The sequence below is a fragment of the Marinibacterium sp. SX1 genome (genome assembly GCF_050389775.1).
In the GTDB taxonomy this organism is placed as follows: Bacteria; Pseudomonadota; Alphaproteobacteria; order Rhodobacterales; family Rhodobacteraceae; genus Marinibacterium.
The window spans coordinates 1212957-1231311 of record NZ_CP177144.1 but is presented as its reverse complement, the minus strand read 5'-3'; the positions used below and the strand labels follow the sequence as shown (position 1 = coordinate 1231311).

Here is an 18355-nt window from a genome sequence, read left to right as displayed (position 1 = left end):
GCCATGCCCGCCCGCCCGGCCCGATTGCCGGGCACCGGCCCGGGCATCCCAGTACAGGTAAAGGTAGGGAGCAGGCCGCCATGGCACCGCAGAGATTGCTGATTTTCGGGTTTTCCAACGTCGCCACCAAGTCGGGTTTTACCCAGCCGACGATCGACCGGCTGGCCGAGGCCGCGCCCGAGATCGACGTGCGCCGGCTGGGCCTGGGCGCGTTGCAACCGCAGGTCGTGCCGCCCTACCTGCGCATCGCCGGCGAGCGGATGGGCCCGTTCAGCCACGTGCTGCTGGAAATCAATGCCTCGGCCTTTGCCATGCACCCGCTGTCGACCGAGGCGCGCGGGCGGGAATACCTGGCCGACATGGTCATGGCCGTGCGCGAGATGGGCGCCATGCCGATCTTCATGCTGCATTACCGGCGCTGGAACCGGCCGGTCGTGCTGGATTTCGACGACCTTGTGCGGCGTTTCTGCGCCGAGCTGGACCTGCCGCTGATCGACCTGGCCGCCGGTTTCGTCGCCCGTCACGGGCAGGCCACGGTCGAGGGCTGGCTGCGCGACGACGTGCATACCACGGCCGAAGGCGGCGCGGTGATGGCCGAGGCGCTGGCGCCTTTCCTGCTGGAGCAGATGGACCGCCCCCGGCCCGCGCCCCGCAGCCTGCCCCGGCCGGAGTTCCGGCGGGCCAGCCTCGATCCGTTCCTTCCGGGCCGGCCTCGGGACAGTTTCGACATCTCGGACATGGCGCTGGATTTCACCCGGCTGGACAGCGGCGAGACCGAGGTCATCGCGCTGGACGAACCGCTCTTTGCCCAGGGGCTGGTGCACCTGTTCCATCCCGCCGGCGGCCGCGCGCCGGTCACCCTGTCGGCCCCTGGCCAGCCCGAGGCCCCGCTGACCCTGGCCACCATCGACCCGCACAGCTACGTGCCCCGGATCGGCGTGCTGGCCTTTGATTTCTACCGGGGCCTGCCGGTGGACCGGCTGACCATCGGCCCGACCGCCCCGGCCGACGACATCACCCTGATCAAGGGCGAACGCGACGCCCCGCTGCGCAGCTACATCGGCCCGATCCTGACGCTCGAACCGCTCTGACACCACGCGGCGCGCGCCCCGGCCGGCCGGCCGCAGCCGCGCCGCCGGATCAGGCCGCCCCGCCCCCACCGCCCGCATCAGCGGTGCAGGACCCAGGACTGCCGGCTGGCTTCGACCTCGAACCCGTGCTCATGGGCGAATTCCTTGATGTGCCGCTGCATGACAAAGGCGCCGGTCTCGTCCGGCCAGAGCCAGTCGTCGCCACACAGGAGCGCATCGGGGAACAGCGCATGGGCCGCGTCGAGGTCGTCGCGATGCTTGAAGGCGTCGATATAGATCATGTCCAGCGGGATCTCACGCTGGGCCAGGTAATAGAGCGCCTCGGGAGACGGCCGGCGAACCGGCACGAACCGTTCCTTGTAGAGCCGCAGGTTGTTCAGGGCGACGCCGAAATTGCCATGGCGGCGCAGCAGGGCGACGATGCGCGTGATCTCTTCGTCGGACATGTGCCAGACATGGCGCGACATCACCGGATCCTGGGCCATCTGTTCGATATAGGCCGCCCAGTTGCCGTCCCAGGGATCGACGCCGATCACCGTCAGGTCGGGCTTGGACCGCAGCCAGTGCAACGACGACCCGCCGAGGAAACAGCCCACCTCGGCCATCAGCTTGACGTCCTTGTCGGCGATCTCGCGCAGGATGATCTCGCGCCCGCCCCGGCCGTTGGCATCCAGCGCCAGGTGGAACGGCTCATGTTCGCCCCAGGGGAATTCGGGCCAGGCATTGTCGCGCTTGAGGAAGGGCACCCCGAGGATGATCTTGGACACCGGCGAGCCGCCCTCGGTGCCATCGGTCGTCGGCGTGCGCTCGGCGACCGAGGCGGGCACCGCCGGGCGGCGGCTGGCCCGGAACGCCTCGGCCGCGGCTTCGGCCGGCGGGCGGGCGCCCTTGCAATAATGAAAGATGCTGTGCCCGGTCAGGCCCTGCCAGGCCTCGGTCGGGATCACCGCCCGGCGCAGGTCGTCCTTCGCAAACAGCTCGACCGGCTCGATCAGGTGCTTGCCCTCGCCCCAGACCTCGGCCAGCAGGTCCTGCAGGTCGCGCCCGCCGAACAGCCGCACGTGGTCTTCCTGGCCGAACCGGGTCAGGCGTTCCTTGTCGGTCAGGTCGGGCGACAGGTCTTCGATGGTCTTGTCGCCCCGGATCGGCACCGAGAAGAAATGCAGCCCGCCCGGTGCCAGGATGCGATCCATCTCGCGCAACACGCCGCCGATGTCGCAGGGCACGTGTTCCAGCACGTGGCTGTGCAGGATCAGGTCATAGCTGTCGTCGGCGATGTCGGCCAGGTCGGTGCACAGGTCCAGCTTGCGGATCGTGGTGAACTTGCTCTTGTACCGTTCCGGGTCCAGGTCGGTGCCATGATACTTGTCGCCCGACAGGTCGACGAACTTGCGCGCCAGGCCCAGCTCGGGCGCTACGTGCAGCACGCGCTTGCCCTCGACCAGCCCGCCCAGCTTGTCGAGCACCATCCACATCAGCCGGTTGCGCTCGACGCCCCGGCAGGTCGAACAGCGGGCGTTCTCGCGGCCGTTGAAATCCTCGAAAGCCGTGCCGTCGCAGATCGGGCATTTCAGCGCCGGCTGGCCGCCGATCATCGGCGTGTCGCTGACGCTGGGCGGCGGGGTGGCCGCCGCGGCGGCGGCTTCGGCCGAACCGGGACGGCGGGCGCCCGACGACGCGATCTTGCGCATGACAAAGGTGGCGTTGGTGTAACAGGGATCGACGAACCCGCTGCGCCGAACCACGGCCAGCCGGCCGCCGAGCGCCCGGATCATGTCCGACACATCCGCCCCGTAATCGGTGTAGACAAGGCATTTCGACCCGTCCCCCGAATTGTGGTAACGCGGCGGACGCAGGTTGATCTCCTGGCCGTTGCGGATCTCGACCCGCGGTTCCATCCGGTCGGGGAAGGGGTAATCGTTGGGAATGGTAAAGACGTGGATGCCGCCGGGCCGCAGCACCCGCAGCGTCTCGGCAAAGGCATCCTCGATATTGGGCAGATGCTCCATCACGTCGCTGGTGATGATCAGGTCGAAGGTGTTCTCGTCAAAGCTGAGATTGGTCAGGTCCTCGTTGCGGACCCCGTCATCGGCCACCTCGCCCAGGGGCAGGTCGGGCCGAAAGTAGGACTGCACGTATTTCGGCAGGCCCGACATGCGCCGGACAAAGGGCCCGCGCAGGGCCGGTTCAAAGATCGACACGTCCTGCAGCAGCCCGCGCGAGACCAGCTGGTCGATCGACATGGCCTGGCCGCGCCCGAATTCGTCGACGATCACGCCAGCCTGATCGCGCCAGCGCACCGTGAACCGGCAGCTTGGACAGGGATAGGATTCACGAAGCGACCGTTCGTCGCCACGGGTGAACACGCCGCTGTTTCCGCAGATCGAGCAGAAACCGGCGAAATCATTATCTTGCAAGATACTTGCCCCGTTCTAATTGTTACTCCGGCCCGATTGGGGGTGAAAACATCCGGGTCCGCGGGCGCAACCCTCTGGGCATGTCATCGTCATGTCAACCACTTACTGCGTCCTGCGTACCATCTGCGGCCCCGATTATCCGCCCGGGATCAACGGTTTGGCAGGCAATCGCCCCGCGTTCGCACCCGGCATACAATTCCCGGATGCGGGAACCGCCGGGACAGGCGGGAAATCCCGGCCAGCGGCCCGGCACGATCCCGCCGAATCCCCCCGCGCAATACCGGAATCACACCGTTTTGCGCCCCGCGATGGGCCGATTCCCGCGTCCTGGCAGCGCCCTTGCGCGGATTTCCCCGCCCCGATCCCGCCGCAAGCGGAAGGGCGCACAACCCTTGCGATTGTCCGACGGCCGGTCTTTTGCCGCTGCTTTCGCCACCGAATTGCCACAGTCATCATGGCGACCTAGGGCGCTGAATCTACGTGAACTATCACCTAAAACGGGATGTCACGGCGCCCCGATCGCGCCGCGGGCCCACCCGCACCGGGCTGGGCGGGCACCTGCGGGCCATCCGGAATCGCGCCGGCAAGCCCCTGTCTTCACTGCGCTTTTCGGAACAATTTTCCATCAAATGGCCACATTGAGCCACATTTTGACCAACAGCCTTGATCAGAGAAAGGTCATTAACTCTTTCAAGGATCACTCACATGTCCACCGACATTTCCGACCTCAAGACCCTCGCAGGCTTCATCGGCGCATGCCTCGTCGACAGTGAAACCGGCCTGATGCTGGCCAGCGAAACCAGCGGCGTGCCCTTCGACCTGGAAGCCGCCGGCGCCGCCAACACCGAAGTCGTGCGTGCCAAGAATGCCGCCATGCGCGCCCTCGGCCTCGAAGACAAGATCGAGGACATCCTGATCACCCTGGGCACCCAGTACCACCTGATCCGCCCGCTGACCGCCAACCCGGCCGTGTTTGTCTATCTTGCCGTGGACCGCAAGACGGCCAACCTGGGCATGGCCCGCCTGGCGCTCAAGAACGCCGAAGGCACCCTGCGGGTCTGACACCTCGCGCAGAGCGAAAGGTGTGGCCCGCCCGTATTTCCCGGCGGGCCTCCCCCCAGCCCTACAAGTCTCCACGTATCAACTGTCACGGATCGGCATGTAACGCTCGCACACTCACGCGATGCTGCCCGTTCTGGCAGAAAGGTTACCATGTCCGACGCCGAATTCCTTCGCGAACGGCATCGCGAGAGTTTCAAGAAGCTCAACGAGCTGTGGTCCAAGCTCGATGCCCTTGAAGACGCGGTCGTGCGATTTTCCGACAGGGCCCCGAGCTTTGTCGAAGACCCCGTTGAAGATGTCCTGGGCCAGATCCGGTCCTTTGAACCGTCGGTCAGCGTCATCGGCCAGGTCAAGGCCGGCAAGAGCACGCTGCTGAACGCCCTGATCGGCCAACCCGACCTGCTGCCATCGGATGTCAATCCCTGGACCTCGGTCATCACCGGGCTGCACCTCAACAGCCGGCACCGGCCGGCCAACATGCGCGCGCTGTTCCGGTTCTTTGACCAGGAGGAATGGGACCGGCTGGTGGCCACCGGCGGCCGGCTGGGCGAAATGGCCGACCGGGCCGGGTTCGAAGGCGAGGCCGACGAGGTCCGCGCCCAGGTCACCGACATGCGCCGCACGACCGAAGAGCGCCTGGGCGACGAATTCGACCGGCTGCTCGGCAGCAGCCATGCCTTCCCCTCGCTCGATAAATCGACCATCGACCGCTATATCTGCTACGGCGATCCCGACGACCTGGCGGACGGTGCGACCGAAGGGGTCTATGCCGACATCACCAAGTCGGCCGATCTTTATGTCGACCTGCCCGAGATGCCCCGCGGGCTGTGCCTGCGCGACACGCCGGGCGTCAACGACACCTTCATGATGCGCGAGCAGATCACGCTGAACGCGATCAGCGACAGCCGGGTCTGCGTTGTCGTGCTGTCGGCCCACCAGGCCCTGTCGACGATGGACCTGGCCCTGCTGCGCATCATCTGCAGCGTCGAGGCCCGCGAGGTCCTGATCTTCGTCAACCGCATCGACGAGCTGGCCGACCCCGGCGCCGAACGGCCCCGGATCGAAGCCTCGATCCGGGCGACGCTGGGCCGGCTGGGCATTCCCGATGCCGTCGAGATCATGTTCGGCAGCGGCTACTGGGCGCAGACCGCCCAGACCGACATCGCGGCCATGGCCCCGGCCAGCCGGGCCGCCCTGGCCAGCCTGCATGACGGCGACACCGACGATCTCGACGAGCTGCGCCGCCGCGCGCTCGAAGCCTCGGGCATCTTCGACCTGCACCGGGCCATTGCCCAGCGGGTTGTCGACGGGCCGGGCAAGGCCGTGCTGAACGACGTGCGCAGCCAGATCAAGACGATCATCGAGATGAGCGAGACGGTGGAATCCGCCGCCCGCCACCGCAGCGAGGGCCTGGCCTCGACCGAGCTGACCGCACCGGCGCTGGCCGTGCGGCTGGACGTGATGCGCGAGGACGTGCTGGCCGAGTTCGATGCCAATGTCGACGCCCTGCGCGACCAGCTGCGCGACCGGTTGGACCGGGCGCGCGATACCTTCGTCGCCTCGGCCCTGACCGCGCTGCAATCGCATATCGACACCTTCGGCGAGATCGGCACCTGGAACCACGATCCGGCCGGCCTGCGCATGATGATGAAGACGGCCTTCACCCTGTTCTGTTCCAAGCTGCGCCGCGAAGGCGAAAGCGGCTTCGACCGGGTGCTCGACGGCGTGCAGATCGTGCTGGAAGACGAGCTGGGCGTGTATCGTGACGGCGGATCGGTGGATTTCCCCGAACAGCCCCAGCACAAGGCCCCGACCGTCCTGGCCCGCATCCTGTCGCTGGATCTTCAGGGCAGCTGGTGGCGGCGCTACTGGCGGGTGGGCAAGGCCAATGCCGCCCAGAAACGCTATCACGCGCTGATCATGGCCGAGACCTCGCCGCTGATCGACGAGCTGATCGGTGATTTCTTCGATCCCGCCGCGGCCCGCACCCGCGACATCATCGACAGCTTTGCCATGAACCAGGCCAGCTTCTGCGAGGCGATCCGCCAGCGGCTGGCCGATGGCGGGCAGGATGGCCCGGATCTCGAACTGGGGAAACTGACCGCATGAGACGCCTGAGACAAAGACCCCCGGCCGATGCCCAACCGCCCGCCGCCGAGCGGTCGCGCAAGCCCCGGCTGATGATCGCCGGCGAGTTCAGCGCCGGCAAGACCCGGCTGCTGAACGGGCTGCTGGGCGAACGCGTGCTGCCGTCCAACGTGACCTCGACGGCCCTGCCCCCGGTCTGGATGGTGCGTGGCGCGCCGGCCGGGCTGGCCGTCGGGCTCGACGGGGCCAGCCGGCGGATCGACACCCTGGCCGAGGCCGGTGTCGACGACACCCATTACTGCGTGCTCTGCCATCCCGCGCCCCTGCTCGACCGGTTCGAGCTGATCGACACGCCGGGCAATTCCGATCCCAACATTCCCTCGGAAAGCTGGGAACGGATGCTGGATTATGCCGATGCGCTGGTCTGGTGCACCAATGCCACCCAGGCCTGGCGGCAGAGCGAGAAATCGGTCTGGCGCGACATGCCCGACCGGCTGCGCGACAAGGCCACGCTGATCGCCACCCATGCCGACCGGCTGCCCGACGAGACGGCCACCAACCGCGTGCTGCGCCGGCTGAACCGCGAGGCCGGCGAGATCTTTCCGACGATCCTGATGGCCTCGCTGGAAGACGCGGCGGATATCGAGCGCATCCGCGCGCATCTCGACGGGCTGACCCGGTCGCTGGACCCGTTGCAGGGCGCCGAATGCCGCATCCCGTCGGATTTCGCCAATGCCCGGCCGGCCATGGCAGCGCCCACCGGCGCCCGGGCCGCGGCACCGTCCCGCGCCGAGCGCCCCGAAGGGGCCGAGCCGGCCCAGCCCCGGCGCATCGCCGCCACGGCCCGCCCGGGCGACGCCCCGGCCACCCGGCGCCCCGCGCCGCTGGAACCCGCCGCCGCGCGCAGCACCCCGCGCCCCGCCGCTCCGGACACCGACCGCACCCGGCCCGCCCCCGCCGACCGCACCCGGCCCGCCCCGGCCGGCACGGCAGCGGACACCGCCCAGCCTCCAGCGCCCGCCACCGCGCGTCGCGCCCGGCCAGCCGGCCAGCTGGTGCAGCTGCCGGTGCCCACCGGCCCCGCGCCGGTCCGCGGCGCCGCGCCCACCGGCCGGGCCCGGGCCATCTGGGCCAACCTGTCCCGGGACCTCGACCGGACCGACGCGCCGGCGATCCTCCACCGGGTCGAACAGCTGCTGATGGCCCTCGACGGGCCCGGCGCCACCCCGACCCCGGACAACCACGACACGCCGGCCGATGCGAACCCGTCGCTCCTGGCTCGACTGATCGGCAGGAGACAACCGTGAAAATCGCTCCCAACCAACGGCAGGAACTGGATTTCCTGCGCGACACGCTGAACACCCTCGACGGGGTGGTCGACCGCAAGATGCGCCAGAACGTCGACGGCCTGCGCCAGCGGCTGGATGACTGGGCCGCCCGGGTCGCCGTCATCGGCCAGGTCAAGGCCGGCAAGTCGACCTTCCTCAACGCCTTCATCCACCAGCACGATTTCCTGCCCTCGGATGTCAATCCCTGGACCTCGGTGGTCACCAACATCCGGGTCAACCTGCCCCAGGATCCGCCCTCGGGCGCCCGGTTCGAATTCTTTGCCGAAGACGACTGGGAGGAAATCATCAACGGCGGATCGAAGATCCGCGAGCTGACCGAACAGCTGCTGCCCGGCTTCGACACCGAGCTTCTGCGCAAGCAGAGCGAGGAAATGCGCGAGCGGGCCCACCGCCGGCTGGGCCGGCATTACCACACGCTGCTCGGCAATTACCACGAGTACGAATTCCTCTCGCCGGACCTGCTGAAACGCTATGTCTGTGCCGGGCCGGGCTCGGATGCCGGGCTGGAACGCGAGGCCCTCGGCCGTTATGCCGCGCTGACCAAGGTGGCCAATGTCTACATGCGCCTGCCCGAATTCCAGGTGCCGACGATCATCACCGACACGCCGGGCGTCAACGACCCCTTCCTGGTGCGCGACGAATTCACCTGCCGGAGCCTCGACAATTCGGATGTCTTCGTCGTCGTCCTGTCAGCTCACCAGCCGCTGACCGATGTCGACATCGCCCTGATCCGCATCCTGGCCAAGCAGGAATCCAAGGATGTGCTGATCTTCGTCAACCGCATCGACGAGCTGGACGATTACAGCGTCGAAGTGCCCCGCGTGATGGACGACGTCTCGCGCCGGCTGCGCGCGGCCATCCCCGAGATCGAGTTCCGCATGGTCGCGGGCAGCGCCTACCTGGCCGATCTCGTGCTGCGCGGCGACGCCGATGCCGAGGCCGCCCGCGAGCGGGTCGATACCCAGGAACTGGCCGATTACATCCGGTCGAAACACGGCACGGTGCCCGCGGACCGGATGGACCGGCTGCTGCTGGCCTCGGGCCTGTCCGAGGTCAAGGCCACCCTGTCGTCGGTCATCGACAACGGCGTCGGCAGCCGCCAGCTGGGCCAGCTGCTGGGCGACATCCGGGCCGAGCTGAACGGCATGCAATTTGTCACCCGGCGCGAACGCGACTCGCTGCAGATGCAGGTCGAAAGCATCCGCACCGACGTGGCCGAGGCGGCCGTCGGCGAGCTGGAAGCCGAGATCGACGGGCTTCGGACGATCCAGCAGCGCATGGAATCCCATGTCGAAGACGCCGACACCCAGATCGAAAAGATCGTGTCCAAGGTCTGGACCGGGCTGGAAACCAGCCTGAACCGCTGCATCGAAACCTTTGTCGAGGCGCAGAAGGAAACCTTTCAGGACACGCTCTTCCGCACCAATGTCAGCGGCGCGACGGCCAAGTCGGTCGAGATCGACACGACGGCCCTGCAGGCCGCGCTGGAACGCGAGGTCATGCAGAGCTACGAGAAATCGCGCGCTGGCACCGACGTGGCCCTGAGCAATTGCATGCATGCCTGCCGCCAGGCCATCCGCGACACGTTCGAGGACCCGACGGCCAATATCTCGCTCGACGGGCTGCCCTACCAGGAATTCACCTCGACCCTGACCCTGGCCAGGCGCACCCTGCGCGTGGGCCTGATCGCCGACCGGGGCTGGGCGTTCTGGCGCAAGCCGTCGGTCAATGTCGAGAAATCGCTCGACGCCCTGCGGGTGATCGCCGCCGAAGAGCTGCGCCCGTCCGTCGAAAAGATCCTGGGCGCCTTCAACGAGGCCCAGGCCGACCGGGCCTCGGCCGGCATGTCGCGCATCGACGTGCTGATGCGGATGATGGACAGCTCGCTGGCCGAACGCCTGCACCGGCTCAAGAAGGACAAGGCCGAGATGGAAAAGATCGCGACCAATCCGCAAGTGCAGGCCACCATGGTCCACCGCATCCAGAGCAAGATGGAAGTGCTGGAACGCCGCCTGCTGAACCTGTCGGCCCTGGACAGCGCCCTGTCCCGGTCCGACCTCTCCGAAGCCGCCTGAGGAACCGCACATGCTGATGGAAAAGCCCGACGTCGGGATCCCCGCCGAAGACGATGCCACGCCGCCCCTTCGTGTCGCGATCTGCGGCGAGGTCAGTTCGGGCAAATCCACGGTTCTGAACATGCTGCTGCGCGGGCGCTTCCTGCCCGACAACATCGGGCTGCAGAGCCGGCCGCTGGTCGTGGCCGGCTACGGCGCCCGGCCGGGGGCCGAGATCCTGCAGGCCAACGGCACGCGCGCGACCACCGGGCTGGACGGCGATCCCGACCTGTTCCGCAATGCCGCCCGGTTGCGGCTGTGGTCCGATCACGCCCACATGAAGGGGCTGGAACTGGTCGAGGTGCCGCTGACCAAGGCCGAAGAGCTGAGCGATGCCCAGGTCGAGCTGATCCGGTCGGCCGACGTGATGATCTGGGTGACCATCGCCTCGCAGGCCTGGCGGCTGACCGAAAAGACCATCGTCGAGGCCCTGGGCCTGCGCCCGGAAAGCTGCATCCTGGCGGTGTCGCGGGCCGACAAGCTGCGCTGCGACGATGACCGGGCGCGGATGAAGGACCGGCTCGACCGCGAGACGGCGGCCTATTTCGGGCGCTGCATCTTTGTCCATGGCGGGCGCGCGGCCCTGGGCCAGTCGGCGGCGTCGGACGAGGCCTGGGCACGCACCGGCGGGGCCGGGATCGTGGCCGCGCTGAACGACCTGGCCGCCGGCATGCCGCCGCTGGCCTGGAAACCCGAGATCGAGGTGTCGCTGGGCGAGCTGGACCCCGACGACGCCAAGAAGCTGGCCGTCTTCCGGGCCACGCCGCGCGCAGCCGCACAGCCGGCCCGCCCCGCGCAGGCCATCCCGGCAGCGCACCCCGTGCCGGACACCCCGCCCGCCCCAGCCGCCCGTGGCGGCCGGCGGGGCAAGGCCGCCCGGGCCGCCCGGCAGGAGCAACAGGCCGCCCGCACCGTCGCGGCCGCCGCCAATCCCGCCACGGCCAAGCCCGTCGCGTCTGAGCCCAAACCCACGACGTCGACAGCCGCCAAACCCGTTGTGTCAGACGTCACACCGGCCGCCGCCAGACCCGCCGCATCGGACGCCAAACCAGCCACTCCGGCCGCTGCCAAACCCACCGTGTCGGATGCCAAACCCGCCGCGCCAGCCGCTGCGAAACCCGCCGCATCCCAGGCAAATCCCGCACAGCCCGCCGCGTCGCAGGCCAAGCCCGGCACATCGGCCCAGACCAAATCCGCCACACCGGCAAAGGCCAGCCCGGCTGCACAGACCGGCTCCAAGGCCCCGGCCAAGGCGCAACCCGCAGGTGACGCGGCCAAGGTCCGAACCTCCGACACGCCCTCCGCCACACCGCGGCAGGACAAGGCCCCCGCAGAGCCCACCGCCACCCCGCAGCCCGCCCCCGCCGACCCGGTCATCGCCAAGATCCAGGCCGATGCCCTGCGCCAGGTGGCCGACAGCCTGCCCGGCACGCCGGTCATGGGCTTCTGCCCGCATGGCGACGGCAATTGCCAGGTGCTGTCGGGCGATCCCGAGATCTGCCGGGGCATCGCCGCCTTCTGCCAGCGCACGGCCGCCGACCTGGCCCGGTCCTTCCCGCCCGACGGGCCCGGCGGGCCGATGTCCTCGCTGGTGCTGTCGACCCACAGCAACCGCGTGCTGTTCCAGGACCTGCCCGGCCTCGGCCTGATCTTCCTGATGGTCGATGCCGCCGTCACCAACCACGGCATCGCCCAATCCGCCCTGTCCCGTCTCGCCCGCCTGGGCGAGGCCGGCTGACGCCTCACCGCCGGCGGCCGACAGGCCGCCCACACGATCCTGCCGCATCGTTTCCCTTTTCCGACCACATTGTCGCCGGAACGATTGTTGCCATGCCCCCCGGTCCGCCTATCCTTTCGAGGCAGGCGGTTCACGGGATGGGACCGCGGCAACCGGGAGGCAGCAGGATGTCCGCATCATGGCAGCGTGAAGGTGATCAGGAATGGGGCCCCTGGGTCATGCATGACGGCAAGGGCTGCCCGGTGCGGCGCGGCACGATTGTCGAGGTCGTCTGCGAAGACCGGTTCGGCTACACCATGCGCCATGTCTCCTGCGTGGATGGCGGAGCCTATTCGTCCTGGGACTGGTCCCATTACCCCGAACTCAAGCGCATCCTGCGCTACCGCGAGCGCAAGCCCCGGGGGCTGAGCCTGCTCGAAGGCCAGCTGGAAACCCTGGACACCCCCGCCGGCCGCACGCCCGTCGCAGCCTGACCTGGGCGGGGCAGGCGCAGGGCCAATGTCCCGAGGCCAGGTCCTGCCTGGGCCACACCTCGTGCCCACGTCAGGCAACCGCCCTCTCCCCATACCCACGCCGGCCCAATGCCGATGCCCGGAGTCCACGTAGGGTCCACGTAGGGTCACGGCCCGTTACCTGTGTCCGCGCCAGGGCCGTTCTTGCGCGCCGCGTCAGACCAGGGTCGCCCCCCGGCAGACATGACATCACCCTGCCCCGGCGCCCGGCACGACAGCCCGATCACGCCGCGCATCGACGGGCTGCGGGTTTTGATGGCACCTCCGTCCGGCTTGTCCCATAGTTGGTGCCAGGTGACCGGCCGTCCGCGCAGCTCCGCCCTGCCCGACCGCCCGGCCATGTGTGAAGGACGAGGACCGCCGGCGATGCAGGCAGACGGAAAGACACAGGGCCCAGGCGCGCCCGCCCGGCCGCCCATTCCCACGCGCATGAAACGGGCCTGGGCCCAGATGGCCAAGGGCAATCCGGCCGCCGCCGACAGGATCTTTCGCCGCATCCTCGACGAACAGCCCGCCCACCAGGGCGCCTTCATGGGTCGGGTCAATGCCGCCCGGGTGCGCCAGGATCATGATGGGGCGCTGGCCCTGATGGATGCCTGGCTGGCCGGTCGCACGACCGATGGCCCGCCGCCGGCACGCATCGTGATGAACTATCTCGAACTCTGCGTGGCCTGCGGACGGACCGAAGGCGAGGTTGCCCATCTCGCCGGCCCGCCCGACCTGGCCGATTGCGGCCTGAACGACCGCGAGTTGCTGCGCCTCTCGGCGGCCGCCGACAAGCTGGGCCTGTCGGACATCATCATCGCCGTGATCGACCGGATCGGCCGGATGGACAGCCTGTCATCCGCTTCGGCCCTGCGGCTGATGCAGATGGCCACAGCCACCGGCCAGCCCGAGATTGCCGAGCAGGTGCGCTCTGCCCTGCTGACCCGCGTGCGCCCCGAAGACCACGCCGCGCTTGTCGTGGCCTTTGAACACCAGGCCAACGGCCCGCTGGCCGCCCTGGCCGCCGCGCGGCGCGAAACCGGCCCGCGCCGGGATGCCGCCGAGGCGCGGTTGCTGGCCCAGGCCCTGCTGGACGCCGCCGAGCCGCATCTCGCCCGGCGTTACCTGCGTCTGTGCCGGCGGCGCTGGCCCGAAGGCGAGGATGGCCAGGCCCTGGGCCGCCTGCTGATCCGCAGCTGCATCGCCAGCGGCCGGGCCGAGGACGCCCGGGCCGAGGTCGCGGCCTGGACCGCCGGAATGGCCGATCACGAGGCCGCCGACGCCCGGCTCGAACTGGCCTCGGCGCTTGGCGACCTGGACGCGCTGGAAACCCAGCTGGCCAGCCTGGCCGGCCGGCGCAGCATCCCCCAGATGGAATTGCAGATCTGCTTTGCCCGGGGCGACCTGGCCGGGGCCGAGGCCCTTGTGCCGGCGGTGGGTGCCGCGATGGGCCGGGGGCGGCAGGTGCTGGCCCATTTCGGCGTCACCCATGTCGGTTCGGTGCTCAACGAGCTGCGGCTCTGGCGACAATTCGGCACCGAACCGGCCGAAGGCGCCCGGGCGTTCTACTTTGCCGCCCGCGAGATCCTCGACGACCAGCAGCCCCGGCTGGCCCGCCTTTGCGGCGGCGTTGCCACCCGCCCGCCGGTCATCCCGCGCCAGGTCTTCCAATACTGGGACAGCCCCGAGATCCCCCCGGCCCTGGCCCGGATCATGGACAGCTGGCAGAACCGCCCCGGGCTGGCCTATCAGCGGTTCGACAAGGCCAGGGCCACGGCCTTTCTGACCGACCGGTTCGACCGCGATCATGCCCGGGCCTTCCGGCTGGCCAATCATGCCGCCGAAGGCGCCGATTTTCTCCGCCTGTGCCTGCTGCTGGCCGAAGGCGGCATCTATGCCGATGCCGATGACCGCCTGACCGGCCGGCCCGACGTGCTGCTCGATCATGGCCGGGGCCTGCTGCTGTTCCGCGAAAGCTATGGCGCCCTGGCCAACAACCTGATCTGCGCCCGCGCCGGCCACCCGGTTCTGAACATCGCCCGCGAGCTGGCCCTGGCCTCGCTGCTCGGGCGCGAGAACGACGGGCCGTGGTCCAAGACCGGGCCGGGGCTGATGACCCGGGCGGTGGCCATCTACTTGACCCGGGCCGATGATGCCGAGATCGCCGCCGACCTGCTGATCCGGCCCGAGATCGAGATGCGCCGGGCGGTCTATCCGCATATCAAGCTGCCGTACAAATCCACCCCGCGTTACTGGGACAACCGGTTCGGCGCCACGGGCGAGACGATCACCCGCGCCCTTGCCCGGGCCTTTGCCCCCGCACCCGCCTAGGCGCCGGCCGCCCCCCGGGCCAAGGCCCCGGCCACCCCCGCCCTAGGCGCTGGCGGCCAGGTCGTCCGGGTCCCCGCGGCCGATCCGGGCCATGCGCTGCATCTGCTGCAGGGCGTGCAGGCGCCCCGGCCGGTCGCCGTAGATCCGGCCGGAAAACAGCTCGGCCAGCTCGTGCCGGTAATCGGCATGGGCGATCTTGAGGAACGCCAGCGGATGGGACCAGAACGTGTCGATCATGTCCCTGATCCGCGACTGTCCCTCGGACAGCTCGCGCATGTAGGCGCCCATCAGCTCGGCGCAATGGCCTGCATCGCTCTGCAGGCAGGCATCGATCACCGGGGCGGCGCGAAAGGCCTCCTGCATGGCATTCGACACGCCGAAGGAAAAGATCGGGTCGGTGAACTGGTGGGCATCGCCCACGCAGATATAGCCCGGCCCGGCAAAGCCTTCGATCTCGTAGGAAAAATTCGACGCGGTCCAGGCCGGCGAGACCTGTTCGACCGCGGTGGTGCGTTCGGCCACCAGCGGGTGCAGGTCGGCCAGCCGGGCCTTCATGAATTCAGCCGGTGTCAGGCCGGCGGCCTTGTATTCGCCGCCCGGAACGACAACGCCGATGCTGGTGACCGTTTCGCTGATCGGGATGCACCAGGCCCAGCGGTTGCGCCCGGAATAGAAGATCATGGTGTTGTCGCCCAGCGCCCCCGGATCGCGGCGCATGCCCGTGAACTGGGCGTAGAACGCCGCTTGCTTGTCATAGCCGCCGCGTTGGCGCCGGCCGCAGACGCCCATCCGGCTGAGGAAGGTCGACATGCCCGAGGCATCGACGACCATGTCGGTAGCCATGTCCTCGACCCGGCCGTCCGCGTGGCGCAGGCGCAGGCCCGTCACCCGGTCGCCCTCGCGCAGCACCTCGCGGGCTTCGGCCAGGATGCGCCCGGCCCCGGCGTCGCAGGCGGCCTGCAGCAACCTTGCGTCCAGCTCGGGCCGCCGCACCTGCCAGGTCTCGCCCTCGATGATCTGGCCGGTGTCATCCACGGCCTGGACCGGCACCCAGAATTCGGCCTGCCCGGTTTTGCCAAAGACCCGGACCCCGCGTTTGACCGGAAAGCCCCGTTCGGCCATGAAATCGCCCAGCCCCAGCTCGCGCAGCAGGACGCCGGCCTCGCCGGTCAGGGATTCGCCGATATGTTCGCGCGGGAATTCGGCCTTTTCGATGATCACCGGGCGATAGCCCAGCCCGGCCAGGCGGATGGCCGTGGTCGAACCGGCCGGACCGGCCCCGACAACCGCGATGCGCCGGGCGGCCCGGTCCGTCACTGCGGCGCTCATGCCCCGCGCCCCATGCCGGGGTGGAATGAAAACGGCGTCGAAATCAAAAAGTATCTGTTCATTTTGTCGTCCAATTCAAAATTGCCACGGGCGCAACGCCCGGCCGGGGAGGCGGCCCCTACAACGCCCCCACCGCTGTTCAACGCGACTGGCCCGCCGATCCGTCGGCGGCGGCCTCTTCACCGGACCAGGCGGGCAGGCCCGCCCTGGCCACCAGCGCCGGGAACTCGACATTGCCGGGCTCGCTGCGCCACAGATCTTCGAGAAAGGCGACATAGCGCAGCATCAGCACCTCGATCGCCTCGGCCCTCGGCAGCGCCTTGGGTATCTCGCCCAGCTCGCGCCCGAAGGTCAGTTCTGTCACGCCGTCGGGCAGGTGGACCGACGTCACCGTCCAGAGCTCGTCGGCCTCGGCATGGGCCGCATAGGCGAAACCTTCGTGAAAGACCATCTCGCGCCCCAGGAACCGCCGCGCCGTGCCGCCGCTGCCGAGCCCGCCGTCCGGCAGCATGTGGACCAGGCTGCCCGCGCGCAGTGCCTTGCAGACCCCGGCCAGCACGGCGGCATAGAACATCGACCCGACCGACAAGGTCTGGGCCTTGTGCGGGCGCCCGCCGGCCGATGGCCGGAATTGCCAGCCGGCCTGGACGTTCAGCACCGGCACGTCCTGCCGGGTCAGCCACTGGATGACGTTCCATCCGTTGCCCACGTGGCCACCCACCACCAGCACCTTGCGCCCGGCCGCCACCGAGGCCAGCAGCGCGTCGCCGCCCCGCACCCGGTACCAGCGGTCAAAGGCATCGTCCGGCAGCGCGCCCAGGTGCCGTGCCACCAGGTGCTGGATCCCGGACAGGGCAAATGTCCTGCGCCCGATCTCGTCCTGCGGGGCGTCCCACAGATCCGGCCGGTCGGCATGCAGCTGCCTGTTCAGCTCTGCGACCTTGTCCATGTCGGGCCGCTGGCCGCTCAGCAGGTCGTCCGGCCCGGGCGTGGCAATCGCCTGCATCATGTCGTCGAAGGGCAAAGCGCTCAGCCGGGCATAAAGCGGGCTGTCGATGCCGAAGCCGTTCAGCATGTGCAGCCAGCTGCCGTGCCAATGCTCGTGGTCGACCTCGGCCGCGTCCCGCGCGACGAAGGGTGCAAAGATCACGTGGTGGACCAGCGGGTTGAGCCCCGCCTCGGCCACCCTGGGCCGGGCATCGAGATAGGCCCGGGTCGAGAAACCGGGCGACGGATCGCGCCCGGCGGCCCAGCCGGTCGTGCAATAATCGTGCAGCGGATCGGCCATCTGCCCGTAGGTCCGGCAATAGAAATCCGCGTCGAAATGCGGGGCGACAAGGCGCATGTCCCGGGCAAGGCGGCTCTTGTCGGTATCCATCAGCCCGGTCTCCGGGTCCGGCCCGCAAAGACCGGCATTGGGCAGGCGGCCTTCGTATTGCCCGCTCTCGATGAAATGGACAAAGGGGTTCACGCCTTCCTGGCAGGCATCCGGGTGGGCATCCTGGTAGTAGCGCGTCGAAAAGGCCGGATGCGGGTCCAGGCCCTGGTCGGCGCCTTCGGCGATGTAATGGATCGGGCCGTCCGCGACCGGGGCATCGGCCGGCATCTGCGCGGCATAGAACGCCACGTCGAAATAGGGCCGGGCCAGCTTGATCCGCTCGACCGAGGCCTCGCGCAGGTTCGGCACGTCGTTCGCGCCCCGCCATCCCCGCAACACCGGGGTCCGCTCTGTCGAGCCGCCGGCCAGCACGAAATGTTCCAGCGGGTTGCGCGGGCGCATGGCCAGGTCGGGATGCAGGGCCAGGTAACCTGCCAGCGAGAACCGCGGCCCCGGATCCCGGCCCTCGCGCCAGCCATGGGCACAGAAATGATGCACCGGGTCGATGCCGGCGGCCGCCACGTCGGGGTTCTGGGTCCGGTAGAAATCGGGATCGACCTCGTGGGCGACAAGGGCCATGACCTGTTCCAGCCGCGCCGGGTCGATGCCCCCGCGGGCCGTGGCCGGGTTGGGCTTGCGCCCTTCCTTGCGGCCATGCCGGACATAGTGGAACAGGGGGTTCATGCCACTGGCCGCCACGTCGGGATAGCTTGCCAGGTAGGCCGATGTCGAGAATTCGGCCGACGGGTCGCGGCCTTCCTGCCAGCCATGGGTGAGGTAATGGGCGACGGGATCCATGCCGGCGCCACGCACATCCGGGTAGCGGTCCAGGTAATAGGCGGCATCAAAGGCCGTTTCGACCGTTTCCCGCACTTGCTGATCGTGGCTCATTGTCTGCTCCACCCATTTCTGATCTTTACCCGCGCAAGGGTCAGCCCCGGAACGCGGTCACTGCACCGCT

General features: G+C 68.9%; 11 protein-coding genes. 8 read left to right on the top strand and 3 right to left on the bottom strand.

What is annotated here, in order from left to right; all coding sequences use genetic code 11:
* The first annotated feature begins 80 nt into the window (after window positions 1–80).
* Complete coding sequence (locus ACK3BB_RS05550) at window positions 81–1091, top strand: hypothetical protein (RefSeq protein ID WP_428927730.1); 1011 nt, start codon at window positions 81–83, stop codon at window positions 1089–1091.
* A gap of 77 nt (window positions 1092–1168) precedes the next feature.
* Here ACK3BB_RS05550 and ACK3BB_RS05545 read toward each other — a convergent pair whose 3' ends face one another.
* Window positions 1169–3457: a class I SAM-dependent methyltransferase gene (locus ACK3BB_RS05545; protein WP_428927729.1), complete on the bottom strand. Its 2289-nt coding sequence runs from the start codon at window positions 3455–3457 to the stop codon at window positions 1169–1171.
* 756 nt (window positions 3458–4213) lie between these two features.
* Between ACK3BB_RS05545 and ACK3BB_RS05540 the strand changes: the two genes are divergently transcribed.
* The 7 genes from ACK3BB_RS05540 (at window position 4214) to ACK3BB_RS05510 (ending at window position 14687) form a co-directional block, all read left to right on the top strand.
* The gene (locus tag ACK3BB_RS05540) at window positions 4214–4570 is read left to right on the top strand and encodes a roadblock/LC7 domain-containing protein (RefSeq protein WP_428927728.1); all 357 of its coding nucleotides are present in this window, start codon (window positions 4214–4216) and stop codon (window positions 4568–4570) included.
* A gap of 150 nt (window positions 4571–4720) precedes the next feature.
* Window positions 4721–6679 carry a dynamin family protein gene (locus ACK3BB_RS05535; protein WP_428927727.1) on the top strand — a complete coding sequence of 653 codons (1959 nt, stop codon included), beginning with the start codon at window positions 4721–4723 and terminating at the stop codon, window positions 6677–6679.
* Entirely contained in the window at window positions 6676–7965 is a 1290-nt protein-coding gene (locus ACK3BB_RS05530) for a hypothetical protein (RefSeq protein ID WP_428927726.1), read from the top strand. The genes ACK3BB_RS05535 and ACK3BB_RS05530 overlap by 4 nt, the downstream gene beginning before the upstream one ends.
* Window positions 7962–10082, top strand: coding sequence for a dynamin family protein (locus tag ACK3BB_RS05525; protein WP_428927725.1), 2121 nt, complete (start codon window positions 7962–7964; stop codon window positions 10080–10082). The genes ACK3BB_RS05530 and ACK3BB_RS05525 overlap by 4 nt, the downstream gene beginning before the upstream one ends.
* 10 nt (window positions 10083–10092) lie before the next feature.
* Entirely contained in the window at window positions 10093–11859 is a 1767-nt protein-coding gene (locus ACK3BB_RS05520) for a dynamin family protein (RefSeq protein WP_428927724.1), read from the top strand.
* Window positions 11860–12026: 167 nt separating this feature from the next.
* A complete protein-coding gene (locus ACK3BB_RS05515) occupies window positions 12027–12332 on the top strand; it encodes a hypothetical protein (protein ID WP_428927723.1) in 306 nt (101 codons plus the stop codon).
* A 405-nt stretch (window positions 12333–12737) separates the two neighbouring features.
* Complete coding sequence (locus tag ACK3BB_RS05510) at window positions 12738–14687, top strand: glycosyltransferase family 32 protein (protein WP_428927722.1); 1950 nt, start codon at window positions 12738–12740, stop codon at window positions 14685–14687.
* A 42-nt stretch (window positions 14688–14729) separates the two neighbouring features.
* On the opposite strand, the gene ACK3BB_RS05505 is transcribed toward ACK3BB_RS05510, so the two are convergent.
* Together ACK3BB_RS05505 and ACK3BB_RS05500 are read right to left on the bottom strand one after the other, a co-directional pair.
* Window positions 14730–16016 (bottom strand): NAD(P)/FAD-dependent oxidoreductase, encoded by a 1287-nt coding sequence (locus tag ACK3BB_RS05505; RefSeq protein ID WP_428927721.1) that lies wholly within the window; start codon window positions 16014–16016, stop codon window positions 14730–14732.
* Between the two features lie 139 nt (window positions 16017–16155).
* Window positions 16156–18285 carry a hypothetical protein gene (locus ACK3BB_RS05500; protein WP_428927720.1) on the bottom strand — a complete coding sequence of 710 codons (2130 nt, stop codon included), beginning with the start codon at window positions 18283–18285 and terminating at the stop codon, window positions 16156–16158.
* Window positions 18286–18355: the final 70 nt, after the last annotated feature.

Coding starts and splice junctions, on each gene's coding strand:
- ACK3BB_RS05530 (WP_428927726.1), top strand. CDS start 6,676: ATGAGACGCCTGAGACAAAGACCCCCGGCCGATGCCCAACCGCCCGCC.
- ACK3BB_RS05520 (WP_428927724.1), top strand. CDS start 10,093: ATGCTGATGGAAAAGCCCGACGTCGGGATCCCCGCCGAAGACGATGCC.
- ACK3BB_RS05515 (WP_428927723.1), top strand. CDS start 12,027: ATGTCCGCATCATGGCAGCGTGAAGGTGATCAGGAATGGGGCCCCTGG.
- ACK3BB_RS05535 (WP_428927727.1), top strand. CDS start 4,721: ATGTCCGACGCCGAATTCCTTCGCGAACGGCATCGCGAGAGTTTCAAG.
- ACK3BB_RS05500 (WP_428927720.1), bottom strand. CDS start 18,285: ATGAGCCACGATCAGCAAGTGCGGGAAACGGTCGAAACGGCCTTTGAT.
- ACK3BB_RS05505 (WP_428927721.1), bottom strand. CDS start 16,016: ATGAGCGCCGCAGTGACGGACCGGGCCGCCCGGCGCATCGCGGTTGTC.
- ACK3BB_RS05540 (WP_428927728.1), top strand. CDS start 4,214: ATGTCCACCGACATTTCCGACCTCAAGACCCTCGCAGGCTTCATCGGC.
- ACK3BB_RS05510 (WP_428927722.1), top strand. CDS start 12,738: ATGCAGGCAGACGGAAAGACACAGGGCCCAGGCGCGCCCGCCCGGCCG.
- ACK3BB_RS05550 (WP_428927730.1), top strand. CDS start 81: ATGGCACCGCAGAGATTGCTGATTTTCGGGTTTTCCAACGTCGCCACC.